15 protein-coding genes are annotated in these 15760 nt (G+C 71.5%); 9 read left to right on the forward strand and 6 right to left on the reverse strand.

What is annotated here, in order from left to right:
• The first annotated feature begins 2 nt into the window (after positions 1 to 2).
• The 4 genes from OG385_RS24240 to OG385_RS24255 all read left to right on the forward strand — a co-directional run bounded on the left by OG385_RS24240 (position 3) and on the right by OG385_RS24255 (position 4995).
• A complete protein-coding gene (locus OG385_RS24240) occupies positions 3 to 1949 on the forward strand; it encodes an acyl-CoA dehydrogenase (RefSeq protein ID WP_323183841.1) in 1947 nt (648 codons plus the stop codon).
• Positions 1950 to 2265: 316 nt separating this feature from the next.
• The gene (locus tag OG385_RS24245) at positions 2266 to 2520 is read left to right on the forward strand and encodes an acyl carrier protein (protein ID WP_266857601.1); all 255 of its coding nucleotides are present in this window, start codon (positions 2266 to 2268) and stop codon (positions 2518 to 2520) included.
• Positions 2517 to 3743 (forward strand): beta-ketoacyl synthase, encoded by a 1227-nt coding sequence (locus OG385_RS24250; protein WP_266857602.1) that lies wholly within the window; start codon positions 2517 to 2519, stop codon positions 3741 to 3743. The genes OG385_RS24245 and OG385_RS24250 overlap by 4 nt, the downstream gene beginning before the upstream one ends.
• A gap of 214 nt (positions 3744 to 3957) precedes the next feature.
• Complete coding sequence (locus tag OG385_RS24255; RefSeq protein ID WP_266857604.1) at positions 3958 to 4995, forward strand: small ribosomal subunit Rsm22 family protein; 1038 nt, start codon at positions 3958 to 3960, stop codon at positions 4993 to 4995.
• Between the two features lie 194 nt (positions 4996 to 5189).
• Here OG385_RS24255 and OG385_RS24260 read toward each other — a convergent pair whose 3' ends face one another.
• Complete coding sequence (locus tag OG385_RS24260) at positions 5190 to 5714, reverse strand: VOC family protein (RefSeq protein ID WP_266857606.1); 525 nt, start codon at positions 5712 to 5714, stop codon at positions 5190 to 5192.
• Between the two features lie 77 nt (positions 5715 to 5791).
• Between OG385_RS24260 and OG385_RS24265 the strand changes: the two genes are divergently transcribed.
• Positions 5792 to 6226 carry a helix-turn-helix domain-containing protein gene (locus tag OG385_RS24265; protein ID WP_266857608.1) on the forward strand — a complete coding sequence of 145 codons (435 nt, stop codon included), beginning with the start codon at positions 5792 to 5794 and terminating at the stop codon, positions 6224 to 6226.
• Positions 6227 to 6414: 188 nt separating this feature from the next.
• Here the strand turns inward: OG385_RS24265 and ddaH are convergent, their stop codons facing one another.
• Complete coding sequence (gene ddaH, locus OG385_RS24270) at positions 6415 to 7317, reverse strand: dimethylargininase (RefSeq protein ID WP_353963170.1); 903 nt, start codon at positions 7315 to 7317, stop codon at positions 6415 to 6417.
• Positions 7318 to 7446: 129 nt separating this feature from the next.
• Between ddaH and OG385_RS24275 the strand changes: the two genes are divergently transcribed.
• Entirely contained in the window at positions 7447 to 8133 is a 687-nt protein-coding gene (locus OG385_RS24275) for a TetR/AcrR family transcriptional regulator (RefSeq protein ID WP_266857611.1), read from the forward strand.
• 99 nt (positions 8134 to 8232) lie between these two features.
• Positions 8233 to 8961 (forward strand): bifunctional DNA primase/polymerase, encoded by a 729-nt coding sequence (locus OG385_RS24280; RefSeq protein ID WP_266857613.1) that lies wholly within the window; start codon positions 8233 to 8235, stop codon positions 8959 to 8961.
• 93 nt (positions 8962 to 9054) lie between these two features.
• Here the strand turns inward: OG385_RS24280 and OG385_RS24285 are convergent, their stop codons facing one another.
• The 4 genes from OG385_RS24285 to efeO all read right to left on the reverse strand — a co-directional run bounded on the left by OG385_RS24285 (position 9055) and on the right by efeO (position 13433).
• On the reverse strand, positions 9055 to 9987 hold the full coding sequence (locus OG385_RS24285; protein ID WP_266861132.1) for a hypothetical protein: 933 nt from the start codon (positions 9985 to 9987) through the stop codon (positions 9055 to 9057).
• Positions 9914 to 10882 carry an iron uptake transporter permease EfeU gene (gene efeU / locus OG385_RS24290; protein ID WP_266857615.1) on the reverse strand — a complete coding sequence of 323 codons (969 nt, stop codon included), beginning with the start codon at positions 10880 to 10882 and terminating at the stop codon, positions 9914 to 9916. The genes OG385_RS24285 and efeU overlap by 74 nt, the downstream gene beginning before the upstream one ends.
• 94 nt (positions 10883 to 10976) lie before the next feature.
• Positions 10977 to 12287: an iron uptake transporter deferrochelatase/peroxidase subunit gene (gene efeB, locus OG385_RS24295; RefSeq protein ID WP_266857616.1), complete on the reverse strand. Its 1311-nt coding sequence runs from the start codon at positions 12285 to 12287 to the stop codon at positions 10977 to 10979.
• Entirely contained in the window at positions 12288 to 13433 is a 1146-nt protein-coding gene (gene efeO, locus OG385_RS24300; RefSeq protein ID WP_266857618.1) for an iron uptake system protein EfeO, read from the reverse strand.
• A 449-nt stretch (positions 13434 to 13882) separates the two neighbouring features.
• Here efeO and OG385_RS24305 point away from each other — a divergent pair, with 449 nt between their 5' ends.
• Both OG385_RS24305 and OG385_RS24310 read left to right on the forward strand, forming a co-directional pair.
• Positions 13883 to 14596 (forward strand): urease accessory protein UreF, encoded by a 714-nt coding sequence (locus OG385_RS24305; RefSeq protein ID WP_266857620.1) that lies wholly within the window; start codon positions 13883 to 13885, stop codon positions 14594 to 14596.
• 142 nt (positions 14597 to 14738) lie between these two features.
• Positions 14739 to 15755 carry an urease accessory protein UreD gene (locus OG385_RS24310; protein WP_266857621.1) on the forward strand — a complete coding sequence of 339 codons (1017 nt, stop codon included), beginning with the start codon at positions 14739 to 14741 and terminating at the stop codon, positions 15753 to 15755.
• The last annotated feature ends 5 nt before the right edge of the window (positions 15756 to 15760 follow it).

Below are 15760 nucleotides of genomic sequence, written 5' to 3' on the forward strand. Positions count from 1 at the left end.
ACATGACTGCGGAAACCCTGACCACGATTGCCGGCGCCGATGCCACCGACGCCAACGCTGCCGGGGCCGATGCCGATGCCGATGCCGATGCCGGTACCGCGGGCAGCTCCGCCGTGCGCGGTGAGCTCGTCCGGGTGCTCTTCGGTGACGACCACCGGGCCGCCCACGGCCCCTGGCGCACGCTCCTCACCACGGAACCCTTCCGGCGCAGGTCCGATCTGGCACCGGACGCGCAACTGCGACTCGCGTACGGGCGGCTGCGGACCCTCAACTCCACACTGGACAGCGCCTTCCGGCTGGCCGCCGACCCGGTGGCGCTGGCCAACATGCACGAGTGGCTCAGCCCGGTCGACACCACGCTGACCACGGTCGCGGGCATCCACTACAACCTGTTCCTCGGCAGCCTGCTGGACCATGACGGCGACGTACGGCGGGATCTGTCCGCCTTCGCGGATCTGACCCGCATCGGGACCTTCCTCTGTACCGAGCTCGACCACGGCAACGACGCGACGGCGCTGGAGACGACCGCCGACTACGACCGGGCCAGGGACGGGTTCCTGCTGCGTACCCCGCATGCGGGCGCCCAGAAGTTCATGCCCAACACCAGTGCGGCGGGCGGCCCCAAGAGCGGAGTGGTGGCGGCCCGGCTGCTGGTCGACGGCAGGGACCTCGGCGTCTTCCTGTTCCTGACCGCGCTGACCGGGGCGGAGGGACCGCTGCCCGGTGTACGCGTCAGGCTGCTGCCCCGGCGCATGGGCAGCGCGGTCGACCACTGTCTGACCTCCTTCGACGGTGTCTTCGTCCCGCGCGAGGCACTGCTCTCCGGGGCGCAGGGCCGGCTGGACGCCGAGGGCGCCTTCACCAGCGAGGTCGTCAACCGGCGCAGCCGCTTCCTGCTGTCGATCGGCCGGGTCACCGCCGGGAAGCTGAGCATGAGCGCCTCCGCGGTGGGGTCCGTACGGGCGGCCCTGGCGGTGGCGGTGCGCCATGGATCGCACCGGCTGATCGGCGGGGTACGGGCGTCCGAGCGGGTGCCCGTCATGGCGCACCGCAGCCACTACGCCCCCCTCGCGGGCGCGCTGGCCACGGCGTACGCGATGACGCTGCTGCACCGCACGGTCCTGCGCGCCTGGACGGAGTACGACCGGACGGAGCGCGACCGGACGGGCGTGGCCGGCCGGGTGGAGGCCGAGCGGCTGGTCGCCGTCGCCAAGGCGTGGATCACCTGGGAGGCGCGCGTTGTCATCACCCAGTGCCGCGAACGGTGCGGCGCCCAGGGGCTGTTGGAGAACAACGGCCTCGCCGCGCTGGTGACCGGCATCGAGGGAGCGATCACCGCCGAGGGCGACAACATCGCCATCCACGCCAAGGCGGCGGCCGGGATGGTGTCGGGTCACCGCCCGCCGAGGCCACCCGCCGACCCGGCCGGCCGTGAACTGACCGATCCGGTGTTCCTGCGGGAGCTGCTGGCCGCCGTCGAGTGCGTCGAACTCGACCGGGCCCGCGCCGGGATGCGTGCGGCGGCCCCGGGGGACGCGCTCGGCCGGTGGAACGCGGGGGCGAGCGCAGCGCTGCGGGCTGCCACCGCGCACGCCCAGCTCCGGGCCGCCGAGGCCGTCGCGGCGGCCGCGGACGCGCTGCCGCCGGGCGCCGCCGCCGGGGAAGTGCTGCACACCCTGGGCCGGCTGTTCGCCCTGGAGCGCATCGCGCCCCACGGAGGTGATCTGCTGAACGAGGGGTTCATGGCGGGCCGTCACATCAGTGAACTCCCGGCCGAGACCGACCGGCTGGCCGCCCGGATCGCCGGGCAGGCGCAGATGCTGACCGGGGCGTTCGACCTGCCGGACGAGTGGCTGGCGGATGTGCCGGTCACGGACGCCGGGTACGCATCGGCGTACGACGACCCCGAAGGGCCCTGGCACCGTTCGGCAGTGGAGGCGCGGCGGTGAGCCGGCTGCTGCTGCGCGCGGTTCTGGTCGCGTACTGGGGCACGGTCCACGTGCTGTCCCGTTTCTGCCGCTAGGCCGTGTCCGCGGAGTCGCGCCCGGTGGGCCCGGAGAGGCTTCCGGTGCGGCGTCCGGCGGCCGTCCCCGCGGGGTGAAAAAACCTTCCGTCACCGCGTAACCGGAAGATCGTCCAACCGTTGGACCGATATCTATGGGATGCGATTCATCCGTATTCAGTCTGTTTTGTAGGTCCATTTTTGCAGGCCTGTTCTGTGGGTCTGTTCTGTAGGTATGTCCGCTTTGAATGAAGGGGAATGTCATGTCCGAGCTGCACCCGACCCTTGTCGACGTCCTGACCAACACCTTCAAGGTCCCCGCCGTCGAACTCCGCCCCGAGGCCACCATGGACGACCTGGAGATGGACTCCCTCGCCGTCGCGGAGCTCGGGGTCATCGTCAAGGAGACCCTCGGTGTCGACGCCGACGCCGACACCGCCTACAAGGGAGCCACGCTCGGCCGGATCAGCGAGTTCCTGACCGCATCCACCGCATCCACCGCGGCCGGCGCCCGATGACGCTTCCTCCGGTCGCCATCACCGGCCTGGGCATGATCACCCCGGCCGGCAACGACACGGAATCCACCTGGCGGGGTGTGTGTGCGGGCCGCTCCACGGCCCGTACCGTTCCCGAACTGGACGGCTGCGCCATCGACTTCGCCTGTCAGGTCACCGGAATCGACCTGGCGGACGCCGTCGGTGGCCGGACCGTCTACCGCATGGGGCGCTACGTCAGGTTCGCGGTGCTCGCCGCCGAGGAGGCCGTCGCCGACGCCGGTCTCTCCCCGGCCGGCTGGGACGGCACCCGGGTCGCCGTCGTCATCGGGACCAGCAGTGCGGGTTCGACCGGGCTGTACGAGCAGTCGGTCGCCCTGACGAACCGGGGGCCCGAGGCGACCTCGCCCCTGGGCACCCTGCTCACCGTCCCCAACATGGCGGCCGCCGAGGTCGCCATCCGGCTGCGGACCACCGGGCCGAGCCTGGCGCCCTGCACGGCATGTTCGTCCGGCGCCACCGCGCTGTCGGTGGCCCGCGATCTGCTGGTCACCGGGCAGTGCGACATCGCCCTCGCGGGCGCCACCGAATCGATCATCGACCGGCTGGCCCTGACCGGGTTCGCGCGGTCGGGGGCCGGTGCGATGCGGGCCGGGGAGGAACCCCCGGCCATCAGCCGCCCGTTCGCGGCCGACCGGCGCGGTCTCGTGATGGGGGAGGGCGCCGCCGTCATGGTCCTGGAGCGGGAGGCCGACGCGCTGGCCCGGAACGTCGCCCCGCGCGCCCTGCTGGCCGGAACCGGCGCCACCACCGACGCGTACCACCCGACCAGCCCCCGGCCCGACGGCTCCGTCGCCCGGGCCGCGGTGGACGCGGCGCTGCGCGACGCGGGATGGTGCGCGGCGGACGTCGGCCATGTCAACGCCCACGGCACATCGACCCTGCTCAACGACGCCGCCGAGGCGGGGCTGATCGCCCGCGCCTATCCGCACCGGCCCCCGGTGACCGCGCCCAAGGGTGTGCTCGGTCACTGCATGGGCGCGGCGGGCGCCATCGAGGCCGGGCTGACCGTCCTCACCCTCCAGCACGGACTCGTACCGCCGGTCGCCAATCTGACCGCCCCCGCACCGGAGTTCGACATCGACTGTGTGACCAAACAGCCCCGCAGGGTACGGGTGTCGCGCGCGGTCAGCCACTCCTTCGGCTTCGGCGGGCACAACGCCGTGCTCGCCTTCCAGCACGCCTGACGGCCTCCGCAGGCCCCTTCCGTGGTGCCGGTCCGCTCTGACGCGGGCCGGCACTCCCACGCGTTCCGCGCCGCGCACTGGTCGCCCGGCTTCAACCCCGGCGTGCTCGTGCCCACGGGCCGCATCGTCGAGGACGAGAGGGTCTTCGGCTGCGTCGAGCTGGGCATCGGCACCAACGCACTGACCAGGACCGGACACCGCCTAGACTCCTCCGGTGAACGACTCCCTCCCCACCGCCGAAGCCCTGCGCACCGCCCTGGCCGGGCTCCTCGACGGACTGCCGCCCAAACAGGCCGCCCAGGCCGTCGAGCGGCTGATCGCCAACTACCGGGGGACCACCCCCACCGGTACCCCGCTGCTGCGCGACCGCTCGGACGTCGCCGCGTACGCCGCGTACCGGATGCCCGCCACGTTCGAAGCGGTACGGGCGGCGCTCGACGCCTTCTGTGCCGCGGTGCCCGGGTGGGTGCCCGCCCGGCACACCGACATCGGCGGCGGCACCGGCGCGGCGACCTGGGCGGTGGCGGGGGCCTGGGACGGCCCGGACGGACGGGGCGGAGCGGACGGGGCGGACGGGGCGGCGACCCGGCGCACCACGGTGCTGGACTGGGCGGAGCCCGCGCTCGTACTCGGCCGTGAACTTGCCGCGCAGTCCGGCTCGTCCGCGCTGCGCGCGGCCGACTGGCAGCGCTCTCGTATCGGACCGGGGCTCACTCTGGAGAGCACTGATCTGGTCACGGTCTCGTACGTCCTGGGGGAGCTGACCGAGGCCGCCCGCACCGCCGTGGTGGACGCCGCCGCGCAGGCAGCCCAGGCGGTCGTCGTGGTCGAACCCGGCACGCCCGACGGCTATCTGCGGATCATGGCGGCCCGGGACCGGCTGACCGCGGCGGGTCTGCGGACCGCGGCCCCCTGCCCGCACAGCGACGCCTGCCCCATCGAGCGCGGCACCGACTGGTGCCACTTCTCGGCCCGGGTGAGCAGGTCGTCGCTGCACCGGAAGGTCAAGGGCGGCTCCCTGGCGTACGAGGACGAGAAGTTCAGCTATGTCGCCGCGTTCCGGGGCGAGGTGGCGACCGTCCCGGCCCGGGTCGTACGCAAACCCCAGATCCGCAAGGGCCTGGTCCAGCTGGAACTGTGCACGGCCGCGGGCGAACTCACCCGCGAGACCGTCTCCAAGCGCCACGGCGACCTCTACCGAGCGGCCCGGGACACCGCGTGGGGCGACGCATGGCCGCCGCCCCACGCGTAACTGCGTGCGCACCTGGGGGCTGAATCGGACACCTGCCGCCGGGCATCCTGTGGGAGCCGATACATAAGCCCGCAGAGGTGACCAGTGACAGTCAGCCGGTGAACTCCAGAAGGCCGCGACCGCGCAACCGTCCGGTGCTGGACGAGGGCGCCTCGCAAATGGCCCGCCGGGGCCGAAGGACGGCGTCTGGTGGTTCAGTGGCGGGCCGGAGCGGAGATGCCGGTCCCGCCCGGGAGGTCGGCGCCGAATTGCGCGATGACCGCGTCCAGGTCGAGCGGTGAGAATGCCACGGGGTCCACCTCGTTGATCCTGTCGGCGGGCACCAGCCAGCACACTTCGAACTCCAGGCCGTCCGGGTCGCTGGCGTACACCGACTTGGTGGTGCCGTGGTCGGTCTCGTAAGCCAGCGCATCTGCCTTCTGCAGCTTGCCGCGGATCTGCTGGAACTCGGCCAGGGTGTCCACCTCCCACGCCAGGTGCGCGAGCCCGGGGCGTCGGCCCGGACTCTGCGGGGAAGCCGGGCCGTCGATCTGGAGGAAGGCCAAGTCGTGGTCGTTGGTCGACTCCTCGGCCTGCAGGAACGCGCCCTCGGGCACCTTGCCGCCGTCGGCGTGGAGGCGGAAGACGGTGCGGAAGTTCAGCAGGTCGGTGTAGAAGGCGACGCTGCGTTCGACGTCGCGGACGTAGAGCACGGCGTGGTTGAGACGCTGGACCGGCATGTCGCTCCTCGGTTGGTTACGATTAGTGCGTAGCCCCACCATAGGGATGCACCGAGGACCTCACAAAAGGCACATTGATGTACGCAGAGCACACCACTGACCCTGACCGTGCCGCCGCCCCGTACCCGGGCGACGTCCGGCCTGCCGATGTCCCCCACCCGTGCGAGAGCTGGCCGGACAACGGCCGAAGGTTCCGGGAGACCCTCGACCGGATCGGCGACAAGTGGTCGGTCCTGGTCATCGGTGTCCTCAGCCGCGATACCTTGCGGTTCGGCGCCCTGCACCAGCGGGTTCCGGGCGTCTCCCAGCGCATGCTGACCCTCACCCTGCGCCACCTGGAACGCGACGGGGTCGTCTCCCGCACCGTCTACGCCGAGGTGCCCCCACGCGTCGAGTACCAACTGACGCCACTGGGCGAGAGCCTGCGCGCCATCGTCCACGCGCTCGCCCAGTGGGTCACGGACCACCATGAAGAGATCGACAGCGCGCGCCACCGCTACGACGCCGGATGACACTTGTGCCCCAGAGAGGGGAAGCCCCCTTTCTCACAGCACCGGCCGAAAGCCCGCGTACGTCCAGTACGAGGACTTCCGGCCGGTACTCCCCCTGCTGGCGGAGCTCGGGGAACGCACCGTACGCCGCTCCCCGACCAGCACGCGACGGCCTGTCGCGGCACAGGAACCCTGTGATCATGCCGCGGCTACGAACGCAGCTCCTGCGTACAGCACTTGACGCTGCCGCCGCCCTTGAGCAGCTCGCTCAGATCCATGCCGAGCGGTTCGAACCCGCGGGCCCGCAGCGGTGCGTAGAGGCCGACCGCGGCCTGTGGCAGCAGCACATGGCGGCCGTCACTCACCGCGTTGAGCCCGAGCGCCGCGGCGTCCTCCGGGGCCGCGATCAGCGCGTCGGGGAAGAGCCTGGCCAGGACGGAGCGGCTGCCGGGCGAGAAGGCGTCCGGGTAGTACATGATCTCGTCCGCCGCGTCGTCCAGGATGCTCAGCGCCGTATCGAGGTGGTAGTAGCGCGGGTCGACCAGATCGAGGCCGATCACCGGGCGGCCGAAGAACTCCTGCGCCTCGTCGTGCGAGAGCGGGCTGGAGCGGAAACCCCGCCCGGCCAGGATGTACGAGGAAGTGACGGCGAAGTCGCCCTCGCCCTCGTTGACATGGGCGGGCCGGTGGATCCCGGTGAAGCCGTGTGCGCGGAACCACTCCAGGTGCGCTTCGGCCTCCTCGGCCCGCTCCGCGTGGGCGAAGCGGGCGCCGAGCACGCGCCCGTCGATCACCGTCGCACCGTTGGCCGCGAAGACCATGTCGGGCAGGCCGGGCCCGGGGTCCAGGATGTCGACCGTGTGGCCGAGCGTGCGGTAGCGGTCGCGCAGGTCCTCCCACTGGGCGAGGGCCAGGGGCAGTTCGACCGGTTTCGAAGGGTCCATCCACGGGTTGATGGAGTACGTCACCCTGAAGTGTGCCGGTGGGCACATCAGGTAGCGCCGGGGTCTGGCGTCACGAGGCAATGAGGGCTCCTCACGGCGGACATGGGCTGCGGGTGTGCAGCCGGCTGTTTGCCATGGTCCGCCCTGCGGGGCCCGCGCGCTGTGCACCGATCGGGTGGTTCACCCACCGTGGCCGTGGGCGCGTCCGCCGGGCGCGCCCGGTGCCGGTACGGAGCGCCACATCACGCGGATACCGAGACGATACGTATCGGATCCGCCGATGTTAGATTCCCCTCCATGGCCGACTCCCCGTCCCCCGCAGCGAAGCCGCCCGCCGGACACCAGCCCGGAGACCCGCCCGCCGCCGTGCCCACGAGGGCTCCGGACGCCACCCGCCGCAGCGAACGCTCACGCCGGGCGATCCTCGACGCGGCGCTCTCCCTGGTCTCGGAGGCCGGCTACAACAAGCTGACCATCGAGGCCATCGCTGCCCGGGCCGGAGTGGGGAAGCAGACGATCTACCGCTGGTGGCCCTCGAAGGCGGCCGTTCTGCTCGACGCGTCCCTCGCCCTCGCCGGGGACGCCGAGACCGAGGGCGCGTGGAGCGGCTTCCCCGACACCGGGGACATCGCGGCCGACCTCAAGCATGTGCTGCGGCTCACCGTCGACCAGTTCAACGACGAGAAGTACGAGGCGTCCACCCGCGCCCTGACGGCGGCCGGGTGCACCGATCCGGAACTCGGCAGGCGCTTCACCCGCGAGCTGCTCGAACCGGCCCTCGGGCTGTACGAGGAGCGGCTGCGGTCCGCCGTCGCCGCCGGGCAGATCGGCGCGGACGTGGACATCCGGATCGCCGTGGAGATGCTGGTCGGGCCGCTCACCCACCGCTGGCTCCAGCGCACCAATCCGCTCACCCACGCCTTCGCCGATACCTGTGTGGACCAGGTACTCCGCGGCATCGGGGCCCGCCCGGACGGTGGCTGAACCACCCCGGCCGGTAAGTGTGGTCACCCGGGGCGCAGGATGGTGGCAGCATGGAGGGTCCGTGGAGCAGGCAGCGGCAGCGGTGAGGTGAGGGGATAGATGGGAACAGAGTTCGGCCGAGACCGTGGCCCGGCGAGCAGGATGACCCAGTGGCTGCGCCGCCGCCCCAGACAGTCCCCTGACGACAACCTCACCCGCGAGAAGCTCTTCGTCGCCGCCGCCGAAGCCGGGCTGCCCCTCTCGCCTGCCGCGCACCCCGTCGGGTACCGGTGTTCCTGCGACCGGGTGGGCTGTCCCACCCCGGCCAGGCACCCGCTCTCCTTCGCCTGGCAGACGCAGTCCACGACCGACCGCGCCCAGGTCGAGCGCTGGGTCCGCAACCAGCCCGAGGCCAACTTCATCACCGCGACCGGCATGGTCCTCGACGTCCTGGACGTGCCGCTCGACGCGGGGCGCAGCGCGCTGGAGCGGCTGCTCGCCGACGGGATCCAGGTGGGACCCGTCGCCCAGTCGGGCATCGACCGGATGCTCTTCTTCACCGCCACCCGTGGTACGCCCGAGGACGAGGACGAGTGGTGGCCGTGTGAGCTGGACTGCCACCCCGAGACGATGGACGAGCACCCGGGGCTGCGCTGGCACTGCCGCGGCAGCTATGTGCTCGTACCGCCCGCCCGGCTGCCCGGTGAGGCGAGTGTGGACTGGGTACGTGGACTCGAACATCCGCTGCCCGACCCGCTGACCCTCCTGGAGACGCTCACCGACGCCTGCGCGCGCCATGCCGACGGCGACCAGGACGCCCACGCGGTGGCCTGGCCACTCGGCCGCTGATCCGGACGAGAGGCCCTGGCCCGGCCGGACCCGTGAAGCCGTACCGTGCCGCACCCGGACACGCGTACGCGGTGTACGCGTACGCGCCGGACGTTACGACCCCTTCGCCGCCGTCAGTCCGGCCAGCCGGTTGAGGATCGTGACCTGCCCCTTCGCCGGGACCAGCGCCACCTGGCTGGAGACGCGTTCCTTGGTGACGGTGCTCGTCGCGTCACCGGTCATCAGCGCCTTCACATCCGCGGGCACCGTCAGATGCAGACCCTTCGCGGCGGTCTGCTGCTCGTAGTGCCGGGTGGAGAAGAAGACCAGCGCCCCGCCGCCCCGGATGGCAAGACCCAGCGGCCGGTAGTCGCCGTCGGTGAGCGACCGGTCGACGTACTGCGTGGAGAGCCCCGGCAGATTCGCGTTCTTCGCCCGTGTCTCGCGCCAGACGGTGGTGTCGTTGCCGGGGGCGAAGTGGTCCGGGCTCCCGCTCTTGAGATACCCGGCGTACTCGCCGCTGAGCTTCTCCGGAGCCACCGCGAGCGAGGGGTCGGCCGGTTCGGCGGGCTCCGCCCAGCCATCCTTGTCCATGGCGAAGTCGGGGACCGCCGATGAGCGGAGGACCGAGAGATAGGCGGCCTTCCACGGCTGGTCGGCCGCGTCCCGTACGAACACCACGAGCCAGCGGGTGTCCAGCCTGCCGCCGCCGTCCTGGTCCTGGTTGGAGTCCGTGTTCGCGACGAACCACCGCGGCCAGCCGGCCTTCTTCGGGATGACGAACTTTGCGTCGGTGAGCTTCAGGTCCGAGTGGTGCGCGTTGCCGGCCGGAGTGGTGACGTGCCGCGCCTTCAGCCCCGCCTGGTGGATGGCCCCGAGCGGCCCGGTGACCCGGCCCGCGTCGAGAGCCGGGTCGTACGCCTTGTCCGCCTTGTTGTACGCGACGGTGAAGGCGGCGAGTGCCTGCGCCGCCTCAGCCTTCGTCGCTGACGGTACGACCTCCAGCTCGCCGTGCACCGTCATGCACCCGCTCGCCGTCAGCGACATCGCCGCCGTCGTCGCGAGCCCCGCTGCCAGCCGCCCCAGCCTGCCCATGAGTTGCCTTCTGCTCCTGCGATCCCGCTGCCTTCGAGGACGTGGTGAACCCTACCGGGGCGAAGAAGAACACGAGCGTGGGGACCAGATACAGCACCCATACCGTTGCCTGGAGCACCGTCGGGTCGGGCTGGAAGTTGAACACGCCCTTCAGGAGCGTCCCGTACCAGCTGTCCGGCGGCACGGCCGAGCTGATGTCGAACGCCAGGCTCTGCAGACCGGGGACGAAGTCGGCCTCCTGCAAGTCATGGAAGCCGTACGCCAGCACACCCGCGGCCACGACCACCAGCATCCCGCCGGTCCAGGTGAAGAACTTCGACAGGTTGATACGGACCGCGCCCCGGTAGAAGAGCCACCCGAGCACGACGGCGCTCAGGATGCCGAGCAGGGCGCCGATCATCGGCCCCTGGGCGCCGTCGGTCGAGGTGTGCACCGAGGACCAGATGAACAGCGCGGTCTCCAGGCCCTCCCGGCCCACGGCCAGGAACGCCGTCGCGACCAGCGCGCCCGTCCCCATCTGCAGCGCGGTGTCGAGCTTGCCGTGGAGCTCGGTCCTGAGATGCCGGGCGGTGCGCCGCATCCAGAAGACCATCCAGGTCACCAGGCCCACGGCGACGATCGACAGGGAACCGCCAAGTGCCTCCTGGGCCTTGAACGTCAGCTCCTCCGAGCCGAATTCGAGCGCGAAGCCGAAGGCGAGCGCCACCAGGACCGCGGTGGAGATGCCGATCCACACCGGGCGCAGCGCGTCACGCCGCCCGGTCTTGACCAGATAGGCGATGAGGATGCACACGACCAGGCTCGCTTCGAGCCCCTCGCGCAGACCGATCAGATAGTTGCCGAACACGTCGGGTCCTTTCTGGTTGCAGGAACCGGATTACGAGAACGACGGAAGGACGGAAGGACGGAAGGAGGATGAGGGAAAGGGGAGGCGTGGTGCGTCAGGTGAACAGCGCACGGCCCCACCAGTCGCTCTTGTCACGGACACCCGGCGGGACGGCGAAGTGCGCCGAACCCACGTGCTGGATGTACTCGTTGAGCGCGTCATGGCGGGCCAGACCGCGCTGGAGCGGGATGAATCCCTGCCGGGTGTCCTTCTGGTACGCCAGGAAGAACAGCCCCGCGTCCAGCCGCCCCAGACCGTCCGTGCCGTCGGTGAACGAGTAGCCGCGGCGCAGGATCCGGATCCCGTGGTTGCTGTCCGGATGGGCGAGACGTACGTGCGAGGTCGGCAGCATCGCCTTCAGGAACGGCTCGTCGCGCTCCTTGGCCTTGCCGACCGGTGCGCCCTCGCCCTTGTCGCGGCCGAAGACGTCCTCCTGCTCCTGGAGCGAGGCGCGGTCCCAGGTCTCGATGTGCATCCGGATACGGCGGGCCACCAGATAGGAGCCGCCGGTCATCCAGGCCGCCCCGTCCTTCTCCACCGCCCACACATGCTGTTTCAGCGCGGCCGTGTCGGTGCCCGAGATGTTCCGGGTGCCGTCCTTGAAGCCCATCATGTTGCGCGGGGTCTGGGCGTCCGGGGTGGTCGAAGAGGTCTTGCCGAAACCCAGCTGCGACCAGCGGATCGCGATCTTCCCGAAGCCGATCCTGGCCAGGTTGCGGATCGCGTGCACCGCGACCTGCGGGTCGTCCGCGCACGCCTGGATACACAAGTCCCCGCCGCTGCGCGTCGCTTCGAGGTTGTCACCGGGGAACTCCGGCAGATCGACCAGCGCTTCGGGGCGCCGGCCCTCCAGGCCGAACCGCCCCTTCTCGAAGAGCCCGGGGCCGAAGCCCACCGTCAGCGTCAGCCGGGACGGCTTCAGACCGAGGGCCTCGCCGGTGTCGTCCGGAGGGGCCTCGGGGAGACCGCCGTACGCCCCGTCGCCCACGGTGTGCCCCTGCGTCATCAGGGCGGCCGCCGCCGTCCAGTCCTTGAGCAGCTGGATCAGCTCGGCCCGGTCGGTGGTCGTCACGTCGAACGAGGCGAAGTGCAGCCGGTCCTGGACCGCGGTGGCGATACCGGCCTGGTGCGCGCCGTGGAAGGGCACGGCCGCGCCGGACTCCGCCACCGGAGCGCTGTCGTCGCCGGTGCGCAGCGCGGCGACGGCGCCGCCCGCCGCCACCGCCCCGATCGCGAGCCCGGCGCCGCCCCAGCCGATCAGGGAACGCCTGGAAGGGGAAGGGACGGCGGTCTCGTCAGCCGTACGGTGATCCGGCTTCTGCTGTCCGGAACCCTGCTGTCCGGCCGTCTTCTCCGTGTGGGTCATCTACTTGGCGACCACGGCCGCTGCGAGCTTCGACAGCGGCTCGGCCAGGGCGTTGACGGCGTCCGACAGCTTCTTGCGGTCCGCCTCCGAGACCTTGTCGTACGACGTGAAGTCGTACGAGGTCCTGTCCTTGCGGTAGTGGTCGAGCAGCGAGTTCAGCGCGGCGAACTGCTTGTCCAGCTCCTTTGCCAGGGCCGGCTGGTTCTTCGACGCGACCGGCTTCAGCAGCTCGTACGCCTGCTGCGCGCCCTCGACGTTCGCCTTGAAGTCGACCAGGTCGGTGTGGCTGTAGCGGTCCTCCTCACCGGTGATCTTCCCGGTGGCGACCTCGTCGAGCAGCTCCTTGGCGCCGTTGGCCATCGAGGTCGGGGTGATCGCCGCCGTGCCCACCCGCTTCTGCCAGTCGGCCAGGTCGGTGTCCAGCTCGTTCGCGAGGGACTTCTCGGTGGCGCCGGTCTTCCCGTCCTGCCAGAGCGACTTCTCCAGGCGGTGCCAGCCGGTCCACTTCTGGCCCTTCTCCAGGCCGTCCGCGCGGGTGTCGGTCTTCGGATCGATGTCGCCGAACGACTCGGCGACCGGCTCGGTGCGCTCCCAGCCGATGCGCGAGGGGGCGTACGCCTTCTTGGCCGCTGCCAGGTCGCCCCTGCGGATGGCGTCCGTGAAGACCTTCACCTTCGGCAGCGTCTCGTCGGCCTGCTCCTGGGCGTACTTGCGGTACGCGGCGACCGCGGCGTCCAGCTTCGGGTCGCGCTTGACGGCCTTGCCACCGGTGACGGTGACCTTCTGGCGGATGCCGTTGCCCTTCATCCCGGGCTTGCAGGCGATCTCGTACGAACCGGCCTTCACCTCGGCGGTCAGGTTCTGCTTCAGGCCGGGGCCTATGTTCTCGCGCTCCGCGACGATGCGGTCGTCCGGGAAGAGCAGATAGACCTCGGTGACCTTGGAGCCCTTGTTCTCCAGGGCGAACTGCACGTGTCCGGCCGGGAATTCGGTCGTGGACACCTTGCAGGAGGAGTCGCTCGCGGTGACGGAGACGACGCCGCTGCCGCCCGCCTTGGCATCGCTCTTCTCGGCGCAGCCCGTGACGGCGGTCAGAGCGGCCACCGCCGTGGCGGCGGTGACAACAGAGAGTCGGACGGGTCTCATAGGGGCTCCGCGCTGGGTGAATGGTCGAGTGAGGCAGCCCTAACTTAACCGAGGCTTACCTCACCGATACCTGCCCGTGTTGTGATTCAGGTCTCATTTCTCCTGGGTCCGGTCCTGGCCGGTCACCGCCGCGGCTGGGCCGGCTGTTGCCCGATCGAGCCCGCCCCGCGCCGGTGCGGCGCCGCTCACTCCAACGGGCCGACTGGAGTGGCAGGTCCGCCCGGCTCTCGTAGCGTCGGAAGCGCGGCCTTCGCCGTGCCCGACTCCACTTCACTCAGTGATCTGCCCGAATCAGTGATCTGTTCGAACTGCCGAAACGAGGCAACCATGGCCGGCCAGCCGGTGTACCCGTACGGAGATGACCCCCCGGTCGTCCCACGTGCCGACGGTCCGCTCGGAGCCGAATCGGGGCGCCGCGTGCCGTGCTGCCCGCCCTGCCCCCGCGTCCGGTGACGCCCGCAGACCCGGTCGTCCCGGGCCCGTACGCTTCCCTGCTGGTCAGCCTGCAACTGGCGGACCCCGAGTTCCCGGGCGGCGGGTGCAACCCCGCCTACGAGTGGGACTGCCTGGTCCAGCCGCACCGGGTGGACCGGGCCGGCCTGGAGCCCCTGCTCCACGCCCTGCTGCGCCGTGGCGTCGGCCCGTCCGACGCGACGGCCCTCGCCCTCGCCCACGTCGCCGCTTCGGAGGGCTGCTGGGGTGAGGTGGCCGAGATCGACGAACGGCTGCACGCCACCAAGCTCGGCCGGGAGCAGCGGGCGGCAGCGACCCGGACCGGCCGGCGGATGCTCGACCTGGGCCGTGCCGTGTTCCCCAGCGAGGCCGTGGAGGAGTTCGCCGCCCTGGTCGCGCGCAGGGAGGCACCCGGCAGCCGGGCCGTGGTCTCCGCGGTCATCCAGGCCGGTGCGGGCGTACCGCGCCAACAGGCCGTGGCCGCGGACCTGTTCGCGTTCTGCGCCGCCTTCGCCGACGCGGCCCGGCGGACGGGCGCGGCCGACCACGGCGCCGCGCAACTGCTGCTGCGCGCGGCGGTCCCGGTGATCGGGGAAGTGACGGCGGACGCCCTCTGCCGTGAACTCGCCGATCTGGGTGGCTGTGTGCCCGCGGCCGAAGCCCTGTCGGGGCTCCCCGGCCGTGCGCCGGCGCCGGCGTCCGCCGGCTGATCCGGTACGCAGCGCACGACCTGCCGGCCCACCGGCCGCCAGAGACCGGAAGGAATCACCATGAACGACAGGGTGTTGCGTGCGGTCCGCTGCCACGCCGGACTCTCTTTGCCAGGTGTCCTGCACGGGGCGGTGGTCTGACATGGCGCTTGTCACGGACGAGATGCCCGAGACCTCGGGGACGGGACGCGCGAAGGGGGAGTCGCGGCTGTCCGCCGCGCACCACACCCCCGGCCGGATACCGCCCGAGGTGGCCCGGCACCTGCCCGACGCCGGTGAATCCGCCGGCGAATCCATCGCTGGATCCGCGGAACCGTCCACCCGGGTCGGTCTCCTGGAGATGGGATTCGAGCGGCTGAGCGGACGCACCGAACTGGTCCGCCGGTACAGCAGGATGCCGCTGCGGACAGGCCGGCCGCAGTACCCCGACCCACTGCGGCCACAGATGGCGTTCGTCCGGCTGGCGCCGGTCGTGGGCGGCCTGATCCAGGAGGACCGCCAGCGCATCGATGTCTGCTGCGGTGCCGAGACCGAGGTGCATCTCTCGACGGGGGCCGCGACCGAGGTCCGGCCGATGGAGCGGGGCTGTGCCACCCGGCTGGTCAACCTCTCGGCGGGGCCCGACGCGTATCTGGAGTATCTGCCGGATCCGCTGCTCCCCCTCCCCGGCGCCCGGCTCTACCAGCGCACCGTGATCACCGCGGACCCCGCCGCCACCGTCGTCATCGGTGAGACGGTGGCGGCGGGACGGCCGGGCCCCGGTGCACGCCATGGGTATGTGCTCGGCCTCGACCTGGAGGTGCGCCGGCCGCACGGCAGGCTGCTGGCCCTCGACGCGGTACGGCTCTGCCCCGACCGGCACGATGGGGCAGGTCCTGGCGTGCTCTCCGGGCACACCCAGCTGGCTTCGCTCTTCGTCGTGACCGGCCGGACGCCCGCCGCCGAGGTGGCCGACGCCCTGCACGCCGCCCTTGACGGTATGGGGCTGCCGTACGGGGTGAGCGTGCTGCCGCACGACTGCGGCGCGTGGCTGCGGATACTCGGCGACGACGAGGCGGCGGTGGCGTCCGCCCGGTACGCGGGCTGGGACGCCGCCCGCCGGCTCCTCACCGGCTCGCGCGCCCCGGCGCCCGAGGTGAGCAGGCGCCGGGCGGTGTGAACTCC

It is taken from the genome of Streptomyces sp. NBC_01306 (assembly GCF_026340465.1).
In the GTDB taxonomy this organism is placed as follows: domain Bacteria; phylum Actinomycetota; class Actinomycetes; order Streptomycetales; family Streptomycetaceae; genus Streptomyces.